The following is a 16,779-nucleotide window of genomic DNA, read 5'->3' as shown; positions in this document are numbered from 1 at the left end:
TGGAATTAATATCCATTCCAGACATGCCGTTCATCTCGCATCCAGCCCCGCAATTCGTGCTGCCACCGCAGCCGCACCTACTGAGCACCCTCATGAAAAGAGACCAACTTGTCGTCGACGAAGAAAATTTCCTCAACCTTGCCGGCATCGATCCCATGCCCTCGCCTGCCGAACTGCGCAAGCAGCTGCCGATTGATGCGCTAGCCGCGCAAACAGTCAGCATCGGCCGTCGCACGGTGCGCAATATCCTGGAGCGGCGCGATCCGCGCCTGCTGGTAGTGGTCGGCCCCTGCTCCATCCATGATCCGAAGGCTGGACTGGAATATGCGCACCGGCTGCAACAATTGGCGACGGAACTGGCCGATACGCTGTACATCGTGATGCGTGTGTATTTCGAAAAGCCGCGCACCAGCATCGGCTGGAAAGGCTTGATCAACGATCCTGACATGGACAACACTTTCCGCATCGCCGACGGCATGCAACACGCCCGCAACTTCCTGCTGGAAGTCAACCGGCTCGGTTTACCGGCCGCCGCCGAAGCGCTCGACCCGGTCTCGCCGCACTACCTGGGAGAACTGATCAGCTGGGTGGCGATCGGCGCCCGCACCACAGAATCGCAAACCCATCGCGAGATGTCGTCCGGCCTGCCGATGCCGGTCGGTTTCAAGAACGGCACCGACGGCGGTGTCGAAACCGCCGTCAACGCGATCTTGTCCACCTCGCGCCCGCATGCCTTCCTCGGCATCGACAGCGACGGCCGCGCCGCCATCATTCGCACCCGCGGCAACGCCCACAGCCACCTAGTGCTGCGCGGCGGCAGCAGCCGTCCCAACTACGACAGCGTCAGCGTCGCCATGGCTGAAGGCGCTCTGGCCAAGGCCAGGCTGGCGCCCAACATCATCATCGATTGCGCCCACGGCAATTCCAGCAAGGATCACCGGCGGCAAGCAGCAGTGCTGAGCGACCTGGTACACCAGATCCGCCGGGGCAACCGCAGCATCCTCGGCAGCATGATCGAAAGCTTCCTGGAGCCGGGCAACCAGCCAATTCCATCCGACCTGACACAGCTACGCTACGGCTGCTCGGTAACTGACGCTTGCGTCGACTGGGACGCCACCGCCGCCATGCTGCGCGATGCAGCCGCGCAACTGCGCGACGCTTTGCCGACCCGCATCAATACCGATACCGCTCCCCATACATGCACCACTGGAATGCAATGAAACAGCTGTCACCCACCCAGGCCATTGCCATCGTCGCCGCCATCCAGTTCATCTACATCCTCGACTTCATCATGCTGCTGCCGCTCGGCCCCGACTTGGCGCAGGCGCTGGCTTTCCCCAGCGACAAACTAGGCTGGCTGTCCGCGGCCTACACCTCTGCCGCTGTAGTTTCAGGATTACTCTCGGTACGTCTGCTGGATCGCTTCGATCGTAGATCTGTCTTGCTGCTGGCTTTCGGCGCCGTCGGCCTGTGCACGCTGGCGGCCACCTTCGCCAGCAGCCTGTGGACGTTAATGCTGGCGCGCGGCCTCACCGGCTTGTGCGGCGGCCCGGCGATCGCACTGGGAATGGCGATCATCATCGACAGCACGCCGCCGGAACGGCGCGGACGCGCCATCGGCAAGGTCATGCTAGGGTTTTCGGTCGCGGTCATCGCTGGCGTTCCGCTGGCGCTGGAACTGGCGCGCTGGGGCGGCTGGCGCTTGCCGTTTTATGCCGTCGCCGGACTGGCTGCGCTGGTTTGGCTGCTGGCGGCATGGCGCCTGCCCAGCTTGCGCGCCCACCTTACGCATCCGCGCAAACACCCGGTCTCGGCGCGGAGCTTGCTGGCCCAGCCTGCAGTCCGCACAGCTTGCCTGGTGCAGGCGCTCAGCCAATTCTCCGCCTTCCTGGTGATCCCGCAATTCTCCGCTTACCTGCTGCTGAACCTCGGTTTCCCGCGTGAGCGCCTAGGCATGCTGTACTTCGCCGGCGGCATCACGGCGATGGTGACGGTTCAGTTGCTAGGCCGCCTGGCCGACCGCGCCGGACCTATGCCAGCGGCAGCCATTGCCTCGCTCGCCTTCTGCGCCGGTCTCACGCCGTTTTTCGGCCTCGATGCGCTACCGCTGGTGCTACCCTTCGTACTGTTCATGGCAGGCAACGCCGGCCGCAACGTCACCCTGGCCGCTCTCACCAGCCAGGTGCCAGCTCCACATGAACGGGCGGGCTTCATGTCCTTGCAAAACATCGTGCAGGATCTGGCGATCACTGCTGCTGCAATAACTTCCAGCTTGATGCTGGGCGAGACGGCGGATGGTAGGCTGAGCGGCATGAGCGTGATAGCGTCATTGTCGGCAGTGCTGGCGCTTATGGTGCTGTGCGTATTACCACGCTTGCACAGGCCATTGGTCGCGGCTGCTTCAAAGTAATAGGAATCGGGTCCAAAAAAATCGCTTCGGCCGATAGTGCCTCAATGACGCCAGTAACGAATTCTTCGTCGTCTAAGGCACGAAGCCTGAACTAGCAGGGACAATATACCGTTCTGTCACGGATAAAATTTATGCCTACCTCATGGCTACCCGGGTCAGACCTTCGACATAGTGCAAGGCGACGGAGTGGAACCATGCTCGGTCCGCCACCGTTGCGGCGGCAAGCCAGGCGGCACTGGTAACAATCCAGTCGCAGCGGCCACTTTTCCATAGATTCAAGGAATGACGCCAGGATATCCACAACCACGGCACACCCAGCGGATTTGGCCAGTCTGCCAGGAGATGCATGATGCCGCCGACGGCAAAACCAAAAACGAGGGCCATCCAGTGAAAGTAAGGTAGCGCCTTGTATGACAACACTAGCAAGGCAATCCAGGCAATACCCCAGTGCGTGAGCGTCCGATGCGGAATCCATGAATAGCGGCCGCTGCCTGACCGCCACCAGGATAGCTCCATCCAGTCGGGAGCGCCGCCGCCGGAGTATCCCGTCAAGAGCGCCAGGAAGCTCCAAATATAAAATGGGCCTGCAATGCCTGCCTGGGAAACCATGGCTGCAGCAATGACCCCGGCAGCCCACCCGGTATGATCGTGTGCTGGTTTAGCGGCCATGGGATAGCTTTAAAGTGTTACGGTCGTCTTGCAAGTGTATATATCTAAAAGGGATTGATATCGGTAGACGCCAGCAGCGGTTTCGTCAACGCTGCCACAGTTTGTTGCCGTTCCAGAAGCCAACAGGCAACGCCATGTGAAACAGCGTCTATGGTGGGGGATCGATTGGGCAGGTATCGCCTTGGCGCCCGCAGTTTACCCGAGATTACCTACGCTGCGTGTCGCCGAACGTTCATCTGCTTTTATCGGTTCGCCGGCTGAATCAATAGAGGGAAACGTCAGGTTCATGATATCTTTCGCGCTGGACAAAGCGACTGGAACCAGGCTGCTGATGCGTGACAGTCGGACAGTGATTCAAAGTGGCCATATGCAATCAGTCTCAACCACTTTCAACCACTTCTGCTAGAAGCTCTTTCTCCTCAAGGATTGAATGAACACCGCGAGTAGCCAAGCTCTTGGAAAGGAGCGTCGTCAGTACACGCAGGACTTTGCCGCCCGCGTTGTTGGGAATGGAGTTCTGCTGATACATCTTGGGGAGCAGCCCAGTGAAATTAAGTTTAGAGGAAGAGGCGCATGGAAGTCGTTGCAGTAATCGATTTTGAAACAACCGGTTTGTCACCAGCACAAGGTGACCGCGCAACGGAGATTGCCGCTGTGATTTTGGAGAATGGGAAAGTCGTCGACCGGTATCAGAGTCTGATGAATGCAGGAGTTCGCATCCCGTCGTTCATTGAAGGACTGACGGGAATCTCTGATGCGATGATTCGTAAGGCGCCTCCGGCAGCAGAGGTTATGCAGGAAGTATCAGACTTTGTCGGCGACTACCCCTTAATTGCTCACAACGCATCGTTCGATTGCAAGTTTTGGGATGCCGAACTAGCGCGCATTCAGCGGAGCCGACAGCAGGAGTTCGTCTGCTCCCTACTGCTTTCGCGCCGGCTCTTGCCGCTCGCGCCCAGCCACAAACTTAGCGTTCTGGTTGAATACGCGAGTCTCCCGATTGCTGGCCGATATCACCGAGCACTGGCCGATGCGGAGATGGCAGCGAGTCTCCTTGTCCGGTTGCTGGAGGAATTGCAGGATCGTCACAAAGTGAACGATGTTTCAATTGAGCTGCTTCGCAGGATTCAACGTACTCCCAAGAATCAAGTGGACAAGTGCCTAGCACAGCAACGAGGCCAAGCGGTCGCAGTGCTGTAGCGCAGTCAGCCGGAATGTCGGTTACCAGTTTTCGGCTTAACGCCCATACCAATACCGGCGATGCTGGTTCCTGTAAGTATCCGCCATCACATCATCCCCGAATTTCAACAAAATCGCTCCTCCCTCGTCATTCCGGAAAGCCGTCACGCCGCGTTCCCGATAACGTTCCGCCACCTGCTGTTTAGGATGATGAAACCGATTGCGATACCCGACCTGGAACAATACGATTTCCGGATCGACCTCCGCCAGGAACGCCGCCGTAGATGACGTTCCGCTGCCATGGTGCGGGGCCAGCAGCACAGTGGACCGTAAATCCTCACCATAACGGGCGACCAACTGCCGCTCCTGCGCGGCTTCGATATCCCCGGGCAGCAAAATGGTATGCTGGCCATGGCTGACCTTGAGCGTGCAGCTGACCATGTGCGGCTTGCTTTTTTGTTGCGCTGCCGATGCCTGGTACTGTTCAATATTCGGATACAACATTTCAAACTTCATCTTCCCCCATTGCCACGCCTGCCCTTCGTGGCAATGTTGATGATCGGAAGCGGCCTTGACAATCGGGTGCCGCGGCGGCAGCGATGAATACACAACGCCGACCTTGACGGCATCCATGACCGACAAGGCGCCGCCGGCATGGTCGTTGTGGACATGCGAAATCACCATGGCGTCCAGCGCCGTGATGCCACGCGCTCTCAGGTAAGGAACAATGACGCGGCTGCCGGCGTCCGATCCGGGCGAATAATAGGGGCCGCTGTCATACAGCAAACGTTGATCTGCGGTTTCGACCAGTACAGCCATACCTTGGCCGACGTCGAGAGCGGTAACCCACATTTCGCCGGCAGCCGGACGGCTACCGTTATCCAGCAACAAAGGCAGCCAGCCGGCCAGCGCCAACCAGCGTAACGGCCAGCCGCGCGGCGCAAGTAACCACAGGGTAGCAAGCAGCGCCAGGGCAAATGTCCAAGTTTGCGGCGTCGCCGACTGCCACACGGCAAATGGCAACGTACTCAACCAGCCTAGCAGAAGTGCTAACTGCTCTACCAGCGTATGAGCGACGCGCCACAGCCAGACCGACAGCGGCGCCGGCAACATGCTCGCGATCAGCGTCAGAGGCGTGACGACCAGGCCTACCAACGGAATCGCCACGGCATTGGCCAAGGGCGAAATCAACGATACGCGGCCAAACAATAAGACCGTCAGCGGCAACAGGCCGATGGTCACCGCATATTGGGTAGCTCCGGCAGCACGCAATCCTCGCCACCATTTGGCGAGGATTGAGCCGGTGTCGCTGGTAACCGCTAGCCTGCGGCCAACGCTGGTATACAGGATCACGCCGACCGCACAGAACGATAGCCAGAATCCGGGCCACAGCACTGCCCACGGATCGATCAGCAGCACGACTGCGAGCGCAAAGCAGAGTACGTGCGAAACGCTGGCGATACGGCCGCTCCACAAGGCCAGCGCCACCACCAACAGCATGTAGAGAGTGCGTTGCGCCGGTATGCCGAAACCAGCCAGTAATACATAGACCAGGGCTGCTAAGGCGCCGCTCAATGCAACTACTTTTTGCGTCGGCAACAGCAGCGGTAAGCTGGCACGGGTGAAAAAGGAACGTCGCCATAAACTCGCCATGCAGGCGGCGAACATACCGGCAATCATCGTGATGTGTAAACCGGAAATGGCGACCAAATGGCTGATGCCGGTGCGATTGAATATTTCCCAGTCGGACTGATCGATGGCGCGCTGATCGCCAATGGCCAGCGCGACCAGCACGCCAGCATAACGATGTTCGGGCAATGCGTCCAGGATGCGCTCGCGCAAGCTCTCACGCAAGCGTTCGATCACATTTCCGACACTGAATACAAACGGCTGTAGCTGCTGATTCTTTGCACTCTGGTTGCGGTCGGAATAGACATAACCGGTGGCGCGCAGATTGCGTTCCAGCAGCCATGCTTCATAATCGAACGCGTAAGGATTTGCGTTGCCATGCGGACGCTTCAAGCGCACGGTCAATTGCCAGCGTGCGCCTGCAGTGAGTTGGGACAGCGGCGCTAGCGCCTGGTCGCCGTTACGATACCAGGCTAGCGCCAGCCGCCGAGGAATCACTGGCGACTCGCCATTCTGCCCCAGTATTTTTTCAACGGAAAAAGTGAAACGAACTCCCGTTTCAAAATGCGATGGCAAACTATCGACTGTACCAATCACGGTGACATTGCGCCCTTCCCATTCCGGCGCCAATTCTTGCTGCAAATAATAATGTGCGAACGATGCCGCCCAGACGATTCCAAATAGTATTCCCGCCAACATTCTGGCGAAAAACCTGAACTGCCAATAGGAGATTTTATAAGTGGCGAAAACCAGCGATATCGCCAACACCGTCAAACCACACAACAATCCGATCGCTGGCAATGCGCTCTGCATTTGCAAAACAACAACACCGATGACAAAGCCAATGATGACGCTTCGCATCAGGCGCGCATTCCTGCTGTGTTTAGATTAACGCAGCCAGACGCGGCAATGCCGCGCAGGCATTGGCGGCAGTTGCCTGCGCCAGTTCGGCCGGCGACATGCCGCGCAGTTCGGCCAGCACAGCGCCGATACGGGGAATTTCCTGGGGCTGGTTGGTGGCTGGGTGCAGCCACGCGGGGGACATGTCCGGTGCGTCGGTCTCCAGCACCAGGGCGTCGAGCGGCAGATCAACCGCCAACCGACGGATTTGCAGTGCACGCGTAAATGTCATGGCGCCGCCGAAGCCAAGCCGGAAACCCAGGCCGATGAACGCTTCGGCCTGCTGGAAACTACCATTGAACGCATGTGCAATGCCACCCTGTACTTTGATCCGGCGCAAATATTTGAGCAGGATGTCTTGCGAACGCCGCACATGCAGCAAGACCGGCAAACCGAATTCGCGCGCCAGCTTTAATTGCTCAACATAGAAATGTTCCTGCTTTTCGCGCAAGGGGCCACGGTCCATGCCCGGGACGAAGAAATCCAGGCCAATTTCTCCGATTGCCACAAAACGCGGATCGGCCATGGCGGCGCCGATGGCCTCGCGCAACGCCTGCAAGTCAGCATCATCCGCGTGTTCTACATACAGCGGATGTATGCCCAGCGCGTAGGTACAATTGGGTATTTGCGCGGCTAGCGCCGCAACTTTTCCAAAATTGGCGCGTTCCACTGCAGGGATCACGATCCACTTTACCTGCTGCTGCGCCGCAGCCGCAGCGATCTGCGCCTGTGCGCCGCCGAATTCAGCGGCATCCAGATGGCAATGCGTATCTATCCACATCGTACGACCCTTGGTATATGGCCAGGCATCGCCCGGCAAATTAATAGATTGATATCGTAGCATGTGAAAACCTTGCCACCTATAAGGCTAACCATAAACAATCCCTCGCGTCAGCGCAGAGCCTGATAACATGATGCCAAAAAGTATTCGTTAGAAAGCAACGTAGATGTCCATCGCAAATCAGCCGTCACCCTCGTTCGACCAACGTGAATTCCGCAACGCCCTGGGAACCTTCACCACCGGCGTTACCATCATTACTGCTTGCCAGGCCGACGGCAAACTGGTCGGCGTCACTGCCAACAGCTTCAACTCGGTCTCGCTCGACCCGCCGCTGGTGCTGTGGAGCCTGGCCAAATCCTCTAACAGTCTGGCAGCCTTCGAAGTTGCCGAATATTGGGCGGTGCATATCCTGTCGCACGACCAGGACCAGCTGGCCACCCATTTCAGCAAACGCGCCCACGATAAATTCGCCGGCCTGCACGTCGAATCCGGCATGGGCGGTGCGCCGCTGCTGGCCGGCTGCACAACTCGCATGGAATGCAAGACGGCCTATCGCTATGATGGCGGCGACCATATCATCATGGTCGGCGAAGTGATGCATTTTGAACATTCAGATATCGCTCCGCTGGTCTACCAGCGCGGTAACTACGCCATCGCCACACGCAAGGAACTGGCCGATGAGGCAGAAGCCCTGATCAAGGCCACTGCGGCATCGAGCAGTTTCGATGAAAATTCGATGAGCTATCTGCTTGGCAGCGCCTATTTCCATTTATACGGAAAGTTGCGCGAATTCGGCGCAGCCAAGGGCTTGAACGATGCTGAATTTTTCGTGCTGAACACGCTGGCAGCGCGTGACGGCCGGAGTTTGGCAGAGCTGAACCGGCTGTTCGCCTACGCTGGCCATACGCCGCTGATCAATGTCCTGGACGACATGACAGCACGCGGCCTGTTGGACATTGCAGTAGATAAAGGCGAACGCAACGAACGCGGCCTGTTTTACCTGACCGCAATCGGCCGCGACCTGGCGCAGGCAATCGGTGATAGCGGCAAACAGACCGAACTGGAATTGTTGAACAGCCTCGGCATGGTCGATACTATTGCCCTGCGTACCTTGCTCCGGCGCTTCATCGCCCTGACTGACGAGAGCAAGCTGCCACTGGATAACGAATAGGCCGGCTGGCGGCGATGCGCTACACTAAAGCCTGTTCCCTCACCGCCTCCCGGTATCACCGATGAACATCCGCTTCCTCGAAACCTTCGTCTGGCTGGCAAAACTCAAGAATTTCCGGCTGACGGCAGAAAAACTGCATACCACGCAAGCGGCGGTGTCCAGCCGCATCGCTACGCTGGAGCAGGATTTCGGCGTGCGCCTGTTCGATCGCGGCGCCCGTGAAGTAGCCCTGACCACCGACGGCAGCAAGGCGCTGGTATATGCCGAGCGCATCGTCAAGCTGATGCGGGAAATGAAGGACGACATGTCGGCCAAGGATAACTATTCCGGCGTGCTGCGGATAGGCGTGATCGAATCGATCGTGCATAGCTGGTTCCCGGACCTGATCGGCCGTATCCACAAGTTGTTTCCGCAGTTGGAAATCGAAATCGCCAGCGACACCACGATTCATCTGCGCGAACAATTCAGCAAAGGCGATCTCGACCTGGTATTGCAGGCGGAGCCGGTGATAGCGCCGAATATCCGCAATCTCAAACTGTGCGAATTCCCGATGCGCTGGGTTGGCAGCGCCAAACTCGATATCGGCAACGAAACCCTGAGCCTGTCCGATCTGGCGGCCTTCCCGCTGGTCAGCTTCGCCCGCAATTCCGGGCCGCACATGTTGCTCGAACAACTGTTTTCCGACAGCGAACGCGGTTCACTGCATATCAACTGCATCACCTCGGTGGCCACCATGATCCGGCTGGTCAGCGACGGTTTCGGCGTCGCCGTGGTGCCGCCGGCGATCATCCAGCGTGAACTCAACGACGGCAGCCTGCAACAACTGCGGGTTGACGCCGATTTTCCAGCGTTGCTGCTGATGGCCTCGTTCCGCAACGATCCAGAGAATGCACTAACCGAAACCATCGCCAGCATCGCCCAGGAAACCGCCTCTGAATTCGCACTGAATTGGGGACCGGAAATTGCCAGGTTGCCGGCCGAGCCGCTGGAACTACCGTTTCCAACTATGTAGTTTTCAGCCATGTAGTTTCCAATCATGTAATGCGCACTGTTGCAACAAAGCACCAATAATGCCCGCGGCCCTGCTGCGCGCCCCATTTTTGCTCATAAGATTTTTCAATCAATTGCGCTGACAATTTCTTGTTGGACAGCCGCCAGCCCCTTACGCATACTCGATTCATCCGGTACTTGCCTGCAAGCGCCGGTGACGGCCGTCATAGAAACGCCGCTTCATCCTTCACCGCCAGCGGCGAAGCAGAATCCATTATCGGGTGACATCCTATGAGCAATATCAATACAAGCGCTGCAGCGCTGGAAGAGACCTACAAGAAAATCGCCTGGCGATTGATTCCTTTCCTAGTCTTCCTGTTCGTGCTGGCCTGGATCGACCGGGTCAACGTCGGTTTTGCCAAGCTGCAGATGCTGCAAGACTTGCAATTCAGCGAAGCGGTCTATGGGCTAGGCGCCGGCATTTTCTTTATCGGCTATTTCCTGTTTGAAGTACCGAGCAACCTGCTGCTGGAAAAAATCGGCGCCCGCAAAACGCTGGCGCGCATCACCATCCTGTGGGGGCTGACCTCGATGGCGATGGTATACGTAAAGACGCCAACCGCGTTCTATATCATCCGCTTTTTCCTAGGCGTATTCGAAGCCGGCTTTTTCCCCGGCGTCGTGCTGTACCTTACCTACTGGTTTCCCGCCGAGCGCAGGGCTCGTGTAAATGGCCTGTTCATGACTTCATTCGCCATCGCCGGCGTAGTCGGCGGCCCGATTGCAGGATTCATCATGAGCACCATGGATGGCGTTGGCCACTTCGCCAACTGGCAATGGCTGTTCCTGCTGGAAGGCATACCATCGGTGATCGCTGGCATCCTCGTACTGATCTACCTGCCGGAAAAGCCAGTCAACGCCAAATGGCTGACTACCAGCCAGCAGCAAGCTGTGAGCAACGCGCTGGCGGCGGAAAATCACGGCGGCAAGCATGCTTCGCTGCGCGATGCTTGCCTGAATTCGCGTGTCTGGATCTGCGCAGCGGTGTATTTCTGCGTGGTCAGCGGCAATGCCACGATCGCCTTCTGGTCGCCATCGATCATCAAGGAAATCGGCGTGGTCGGCAATCTGCAGATTGGCCTGATCTCCGCTATCCCGTTTTTGGCCGGCACCATCGCCATGGTCTGGAACGGCATTCATTCCGACAAGAGCGGTGAGCGACGCTTGCATTGCGCCATTGCCACGCTGGTGGCCAGCATCGGGCTCATATTGACTGGATTTTTCCTTGGCAATGCAGTGCTGGCGTTGTGCGCACTGACCTTGGCGGCAGCAGGCATCCTTGCGGCGTTCCCCGTGTTCTGGTCGATTCCCGCTGCGTTCCTGACCGGCACAGCGGCAGCGGGTGGCATCGCATTGATCAACTCGATCGGCAACCTGGCCGGCTTTGCCGCGCCGTACATGATCGGCTCGCTGAAGACGACTACCGGCAGCCTGTCTGCAGGACTGTATTTCGTCGCAGCGCTGGAGTTCACTGCAACCGTGCTGGTCCTGGTGTTTATCAAAAAAGTCCGCTAATCCCTATTCCTCAGCGTGACGGCCGGCACATCGGCCGGAACCGTCACGTTCTATTTTTTAAGGTTGAATTTTCATGCACATCTCTTTTCAGGTAGAAACCGAGCAAGGCTCACGCCAACTCGATACCGACATCCATACCCTGATCGTGGCCGGCTGGGCCGGACGCGACCACGCCGCCATCGAGCATCACATTGAAGAACTGGCCGCGCTAGGCATCTCGCGTCCAAGCGCGGTGCCACTGTATTACCGCATCGCCAGCAATCAGCTGACGCAAGCGCCGCAGGTGCAGGTGGTGGGTCCGGATTCTTCCGGCGAAGTAGAAACCTTCGTCTTCGCCGCCGAGGGAGAACTGTACGTCAGCATCGCCTCCGATCACACCGACCGCAAGCTGGAGGCGCACAGCGTGGCGTTGTCGAAGCAAGCTTGCGTAAAGCCGGTAGCCACCAGCGCCTGGCGTCTGGCCGACGTCGCCGCATATTGGGACGAACTGGTGATCCGTTCCTATATCGAAGAGAATGGCGAACAAGTGCTGTACCAGGAAGGTCCGCTGGCATCCCTGCGCACGCCGCAAGACCTGATCGCCGGGTACACCCATGGCGCCGCGCTGCTGCCGGCCGGCAGCGGCATGACATGCGGCACCGTGGCGGCGATCGGCTGCATCCGTCCGGCACAGTCATTTACAATGGAGCTGTTCGATCCACGCCGGCAACGTACGCTGCGCCATCATTACGAGGTTGAAGTGCTGCCGGAAGTGGCGTAAGCCGCGGGGCTCCAACCTGCTTCATCTAACTTGCGAGAATCTATGACTACCAAGCTGCCTACTCTACACTCTCTGTCTGAAGCGCTGCGCAACAATAGCGTCAGCTCGGTGGATATCACCGAAGCGGCGCTGGCGCGCGCGCTGGATCCGGCCGGCGAAGGCCGTAGGGTATTCACCGAAGTGTATGCCGCTCCGGCGCGCGCGGCGGCGCAGGCGTCCGACCTGTTGCGCGCCAGCGGCCAGGTGCGCTCGCCAATCGACGGCTTGCCGATTTCGGTCAAGGATTTGCTGGATGTCGCCGGCAGCGCTACCCGAGCCGGCTCCGTAGCATTGAGCGATGCCGCGCCAGCCGGCGCGAGCGCGGTCGTCGTGCAGCGGCTGGTTGCTGCCGGCGCCGTCATCGTCGGCCATACCAACATGACCGAATTCGCTTATTCCGGCCTTGGTATCAATCCACATTACGGCACGCCGCGCAATCCTTGGGACCGCGCCACCGCACGCATACCTGGCGGGTCGTCCTCCGGTGCGGCAGTGTCGGTCAGCGATGGCATGGCGGTGGCGGCTATCGGTTCCGATACTGGCGGCTCAGTGCGTATCCCGGCCGCACTATGCGGCCTGACCGGCTTCAAGCCGACTGCGCGCAGGGTTTCACTGAAAGGCGTGCTGCCGCTCTCGGCGCAACTGGATTCAATTGGTCCGATCACAGCCAGCGTTAGCTGCTGCGCGGTGCTCGACGCCATCCTCGCGGGTGAATCGATACCTGCGCTGAAGCCATTCCCGCTGCGTGGACTGCGCCTGGCATTGCCGACCACGCTGGTGCTGGACGGGCTGGATAACCAGGTAGCGGCGGCATTTTCCCGTGCCCGTACAAGGCTGCAGGCAGCCGGCGCGCTGATTGAAGAGATAGAAATTCCGGAATTTGCCAGCGCATCGGCGATCAACGCAAAAGGCGGCTTTACCGCGGCTGAAGCCTACGCCTGGCACCGCGCACTGATAGCAGAACGCGCCGCCAGCTACGACCCGCGCGTGATTTCACGCATCTTGCGCGGCAAGGAAATCAGCGCGGCAGACCTGATCGACCTGTTTGCCGCACGCAAGCAATGGATCGCCGCAGTCGAGCAGCGCATCGCTGGCTACGACGCTCTGATCATGCCGACCGTGCCGATCATAGCGCCGGCGATTGCCGCGCTGGAGGCCAGCGATGAAGCGTATTTCGCCGCCAACGGCATGATCTTGCGCAATCCTTCGCTGATCAATTTCCTGGATGGCTGTGCGCTCTCGCTACCTTGCCACGCCGCCGGCGAAGCACCGGTTGGCTTGATGCTGGCGGGCGTGGCCAACCAGGACAGAAAAATCCTGGAAATCGGTTTGGCGGTTGAGACAGTGCTGAATCCTTAGACCGGACCAGCGAAGGCTGCATTCTTTCGGTGACTCAGTGATCTACCGGCAGCCTCGCCACTTGCAGCACTTCCCCGCTGCTTGCATTCTGGACGAAAGCGACAATACCGAAGCGATCGGCGCGCAAGTCCTTGGCGATACCGTCGAGCGCGATCTTTTCGTTGACTTGCACCATGCCGTTCTTGAGGGCGAACGGCCCCAGCCAGCGCCGCACCACGTAATCGTGATGCAAGGTCACGCCACCGTTCTCGCCGGCAGCCACATTCGACACCAGCTTGTTCTCATAGAGCGCGACATAGGCGTTAAGCGGATCTTTCGAGTCCTGCCGCAGTTTGATGCTGGTGGAGAGATCAAAATCACGCGCCGCAGTGCTCGTCAGTTTGATCGCGATATCGGCCGGCGACGGCTGCGCAGCGATTTTGTCGATGGCCGCGTCGAAAGCGCTGCCTGAACTCCAGCGCCGCAGTTCACGGCCACCGGCAAATATTTCCGGCGTATATACCACTTTGTTGTTGGTATATCCAGCGAGCTCCTGCTGCCGCAGGGTGAAGCGATGATCGCCAAAGCGGTCTTTCCAGCCGAGATTGTCCCAATAGTCGACATGCAGGGCCAGCGGCACCACGCGGTCCGGTTTGGCCTCGGCGCCAAGCCTGGACAACCACTGGTCGGCGGGCGGACAGCTGTTGCAGCCTTCGCTGGAATACAACTCAACCAGTGCCACCCTGTTGGCCGGACTCCGGGCCACGTATTCGGCGGCGTGGGTAGTTGATGAAATACCGAGCGCGAACGCGCTCAGTGCAAAAGTAGTTGCGATGTTGATAAAGATAGGCACCTGTGTCTCCCGGCTGGTCATGTGAAGCTTGGTCGCACTGCAAGCCATTTCCTTACACACGCTCCTGATCTTCGTTCCGGTTATCTATGGCGCCCGATAAAGATTGATCACATCCTTGTCAACCCGCACCAGGTTTTGCCCGGCATCAACGGTAAATTCAGCGCCGTTAAATGATTGCCTTGTCAACAACAAGATAGCGTCCGCGATTTCCGTGGTCGGCGCAATATAGCCAAGTGGCGTCGAGCGTGCCGAGGAGTACTCAAAATCGGCCTGGGTCTGGTCGCCGCTGGGCGTCATCAGGCCAGGATACAGCGCATTCACCCGCAACACCGGAGCTGCAGACATCGCCAGCATCGCAGTCAGGTTGCCGAGCGCTGCCTTGGCGACCGTATAGCTGAAATCTTCCGGATGAAAATTCGCCTGCACCTTCTGGTCCACCACATTAATCACCACGCCTTGCTGGGCGCGCTGGCTGGCTTGACGGTAAAAGGCCTGGGTCAGCAGCAACGGCGCACGGCAATTGACTTGCCAGGAGCGCTCCAGATCGTCCAGCGCAAAATCGGCCAGCGTATCCGGAAAGAAAATAGCGGCGCAATTGACCAGCACATCCAGCCGGCCAAAGCTGTCATAAGCGGCGGCCACCATCGCCGTCAATTGCGACGGCGACTGCAAGTCCGCCTGATGTACGATGGCGACGCCGCCTGCGGCTTCAATCGCTTGCACGGTCTCCAGCGCCTCCTGCTGCGAGCCGCCGTAGTGCACCACCACGGCATAGCCCGCCGCGGCGAAGCGCTCAGCGATCACCCGCCCTACCCGCTTGGCGGCGCCGGTGATCAATGCAACCGGTTGGTTCATGGCGGCCTGCTTCAATGCTTGGCGGCAGCGCCGGCGCCATCCATGAATTTGGCCAGACGGACATCGAGGTCGGTAACGCCATTGGCGTCATGCGTCGTCAATTGCACGACCACGCGGTTATAGACATTCGACCATTCGGGATGATGATCCATCTTATCTGCCAACAAGGCGACCCGGGTCATGAAACCGAAGGCGGCGTTGAAGTCGGCAAACAGGAAAGTCTTTTGAATCGCATCGCGGCCTTCAACCGCAGTCCAGCCGGGCAAATCTTGAATGGCGACGGCGGCGCCGATGTGGGTAGAGTGTGGCATGACAGTATCCGTTCGAGAAAACCATCATTTTATAACCGGAAGCCCCTGAATGAAAAAAAGATGCAATCCGGCGCCGGTTTAGATACCGATACCGCCGGATTCTTCATGCCTGGCCTAGAACTTGTGGCGAATCCCGACTATCAGCGCGCGCGGATCGGAGCCGAGGCCTGCTGCGGCGACCTCGCTGCCGTTCGCCGAACCGACGCCAAACCCGGCGCCGGCATCGTTATTGACCCTTGAATAACCGGTGTACAAGGTGGTGCGCTTGGACAGATCGTAGTCATACACCAGACCGTAGCTGCGCGAATTGGCGTTGGCTGCGCTCTTGTTTTTCAGGCTGCCGTAACTGAAATTCAGGCGGCCGCCGCCCAAGGGCACATCCATCGCCACGGACCAGAAGTCATAATTCGGAATAGCGGCGCTACTGAGATCGTTGCGCACCGTTTCCAGCAACAGATAGGGTTTCACCACCGAAAAATCGTAGGAGACAGCGGCCGCAATGTTTTTAGTGATGTTGTCCGGCGCTGCGGCGGTTTTACGTTTGGAGACGTAGCTCAGCGCCGCTGCCAGCGGACCATTGTCATAGTTGGCCTGGATGTTCAACAGGTTGCCGTAGGATTTGCTCGCCGCCGGCACCGTCGTGTTTTCGCCCAAAGCGTAGAACAGCGTCATGCTCACGCCATGGAAAACCGGCGATACATACTTGATCGAATTATCCAGCCGCACATCTTCAATGGCCGGCACATAAGCCGCCGGTCCATCGCCGAAACCCACCGCATGCGTAGTGAACTTGACGTACATCGAATGCAGCGGTTCGTATTGCCGTCCAAGCGTGACGGTGCCGGCGCTGGAACCCAGGCCGACGAAAGCCTGGCGGCCGAACAGCAAGCCGGTCTGCGCCAATGTACCGTTGTCGACGTTAAAACCATTTTCCAAGGTAAACAAGGCTCTCAGTCCGCCGCCCAAGTCTTCGCTGCCGGTGAATCCGATCCGGCTTTGCGCCAGGCTGCCGCTTTGCACGCGGCTCATACTGTCCTTGCCGTTATTGGCGAATTCGATGCCGCTATCGACGATGCCGTAGATGGTGACATTGCTGCTTTGCGCGTGCGCTGCGCCGGCCACCGCTGCAAGAACAGAAAGGGCAGAAAGGACAACAAGTGCTTTTTTCATGGTTTTGTCTCCGGAGTTTTTTATAGTGAAAGCGTGCTGCAGGAAAAAATGGCAATGCGCGTCCCGGCGAAGCCGAACTTCGCCATTGAATGCAGGACATGGAAGCCGGCTCGCAGAACGCAAGCGCGGCTAAGTAAGAGGCTGTTGCG

15 protein-coding genes are annotated in these 16,779 nt (G+C 58.7%); 8 read left to right on the top strand and 7 right to left on the bottom strand.

The window, feature by feature from the left end; all coding sequences use genetic code 11:
- Nucleotides 1-92 precede the first annotated feature (92 nt).
- Together LT85_RS08980 and LT85_RS08975 are read left to right on the top strand one after the other, a co-directional pair.
- Nucleotides 93-1,220 (top strand): 3-deoxy-7-phosphoheptulonate synthase, encoded by a 1,128-nt coding sequence (locus tag LT85_RS08980; protein WP_052135507.1) that lies wholly within the window; start codon nucleotides 93-95, stop codon nucleotides 1,218-1,220.
- The gene (locus LT85_RS08975; RefSeq protein WP_216595051.1) at nucleotides 1,217-2,410 is read left to right on the top strand and encodes an MFS transporter; all 1,194 of its coding nucleotides are present in this window, start codon (nucleotides 1,217-1,219) and stop codon (nucleotides 2,408-2,410) included. Before LT85_RS08980 ends, LT85_RS08975 begins: the two co-directional genes overlap by 4 nt.
- A 135-nt stretch (nucleotides 2,411-2,545) precedes the next feature.
- Here LT85_RS08975 and LT85_RS08970 read toward each other — a convergent pair whose 3' ends face one another.
- Nucleotides 2,546-3,079: a metal-dependent hydrolase gene (locus LT85_RS08970; RefSeq protein WP_038487643.1), complete on the bottom strand. Its 534-nt coding sequence runs from the start codon at nucleotides 3,077-3,079 to the stop codon at nucleotides 2,546-2,548.
- Between the two features lie 573 nt (nucleotides 3,080-3,652).
- On the opposite strand from LT85_RS08970, the gene LT85_RS08965 reads away from it, so the two are divergent.
- The gene (locus LT85_RS08965) at nucleotides 3,653-4,279 is read left to right on the top strand and encodes a 3'-5' exonuclease (RefSeq protein ID WP_038487640.1); all 627 of its coding nucleotides are present in this window, start codon (nucleotides 3,653-3,655) and stop codon (nucleotides 4,277-4,279) included.
- Between the two features lie 36 nt (nucleotides 4,280-4,315).
- Here LT85_RS08965 and LT85_RS08960 read toward each other — a convergent pair whose 3' ends face one another.
- The gene (locus LT85_RS08960) at nucleotides 4,316-6,748 is read right to left on the bottom strand and encodes a DNA internalization-related competence protein ComEC/Rec2 (protein ID WP_038487637.1); all 2,433 of its coding nucleotides are present in this window, start codon (nucleotides 6,746-6,748) and stop codon (nucleotides 4,316-4,318) included.
- A gap of 22 nt (nucleotides 6,749-6,770) precedes the next feature.
- Nucleotides 6,771-7,568, bottom strand: coding sequence for a TatD family hydrolase (locus LT85_RS08955; protein ID WP_038495595.1), 798 nt, complete (start codon nucleotides 7,566-7,568; stop codon nucleotides 6,771-6,773).
- Between the two features lie 166 nt (nucleotides 7,569-7,734).
- Here LT85_RS08955 and LT85_RS08950 point away from each other — a divergent pair, with 166 nt between their 5' ends.
- The 5 genes from LT85_RS08950 to LT85_RS08930 all read left to right on the top strand — a co-directional run bounded on the left by LT85_RS08950 (nucleotide 7,735) and on the right by LT85_RS08930 (nucleotide 13,462).
- Nucleotides 7,735-8,739, top strand: coding sequence for a flavin reductase family protein (locus tag LT85_RS08950; protein WP_038487634.1), 1,005 nt, complete (start codon nucleotides 7,735-7,737; stop codon nucleotides 8,737-8,739).
- Nucleotides 8,740-8,800: 61 nt separating this feature from the next.
- A complete protein-coding gene (locus tag LT85_RS08945; protein WP_038487631.1) occupies nucleotides 8,801-9,751 on the top strand; it encodes a LysR family transcriptional regulator in 951 nt (316 codons plus the stop codon).
- A gap of 269 nt (nucleotides 9,752-10,020) precedes the next feature.
- On the top strand, nucleotides 10,021-11,304 hold the full coding sequence (locus tag LT85_RS08940) for an MFS transporter (RefSeq protein ID WP_038487629.1): 1,284 nt from the start codon (nucleotides 10,021-10,023) through the stop codon (nucleotides 11,302-11,304).
- 73 nt (nucleotides 11,305-11,377) lie between these two features.
- Complete coding sequence (locus LT85_RS08935; protein WP_038487626.1) at nucleotides 11,378-12,064, top strand: DUF2848 domain-containing protein; 687 nt, start codon at nucleotides 11,378-11,380, stop codon at nucleotides 12,062-12,064.
- Between the two features lie 42 nt (nucleotides 12,065-12,106).
- Complete coding sequence (locus tag LT85_RS08930) at nucleotides 12,107-13,462, top strand: amidase (protein ID WP_156117475.1); 1,356 nt, start codon at nucleotides 12,107-12,109, stop codon at nucleotides 13,460-13,462.
- Between the two features lie 34 nt (nucleotides 13,463-13,496).
- Here the strand turns inward: LT85_RS08930 and LT85_RS08925 are convergent, their stop codons facing one another.
- The 4 genes from LT85_RS08925 to LT85_RS08910 form a co-directional block, all read right to left on the bottom strand.
- Nucleotides 13,497-14,294 (bottom strand): DUF1223 domain-containing protein, encoded by a 798-nt coding sequence (locus LT85_RS08925; protein WP_253273703.1) that lies wholly within the window; start codon nucleotides 14,292-14,294, stop codon nucleotides 13,497-13,499.
- Between the two features lie 84 nt (nucleotides 14,295-14,378).
- Entirely contained in the window at nucleotides 14,379-15,149 is a 771-nt protein-coding gene (locus LT85_RS08920; protein ID WP_038495589.1) for an SDR family oxidoreductase, read from the bottom strand.
- An 11-nt stretch (nucleotides 15,150-15,160) separates the two neighbouring features.
- Nucleotides 15,161-15,460, bottom strand: a complete 300-nt coding sequence (locus LT85_RS08915; protein WP_038487620.1) for a 4a-hydroxytetrahydrobiopterin dehydratase — start codon at nucleotides 15,458-15,460, stop codon at nucleotides 15,161-15,163.
- A 114-nt stretch (nucleotides 15,461-15,574) separates the two neighbouring features.
- Entirely contained in the window at nucleotides 15,575-16,630 is a 1,056-nt protein-coding gene (locus LT85_RS08910) for a porin (protein ID WP_038487616.1), read from the bottom strand.
- Nucleotides 16,631-16,779 lie beyond the last annotated feature (149 nt).

Origin of the sequence: Collimonas arenae (assembly GCF_000786695.1) — a bacterium.
GTDB lineage: Bacteria > Pseudomonadota > Gammaproteobacteria > Burkholderiales > Burkholderiaceae_D > Collimonas > Collimonas arenae_A.
This window is presented reverse-complemented; position numbering and strand designations above follow the sequence as displayed.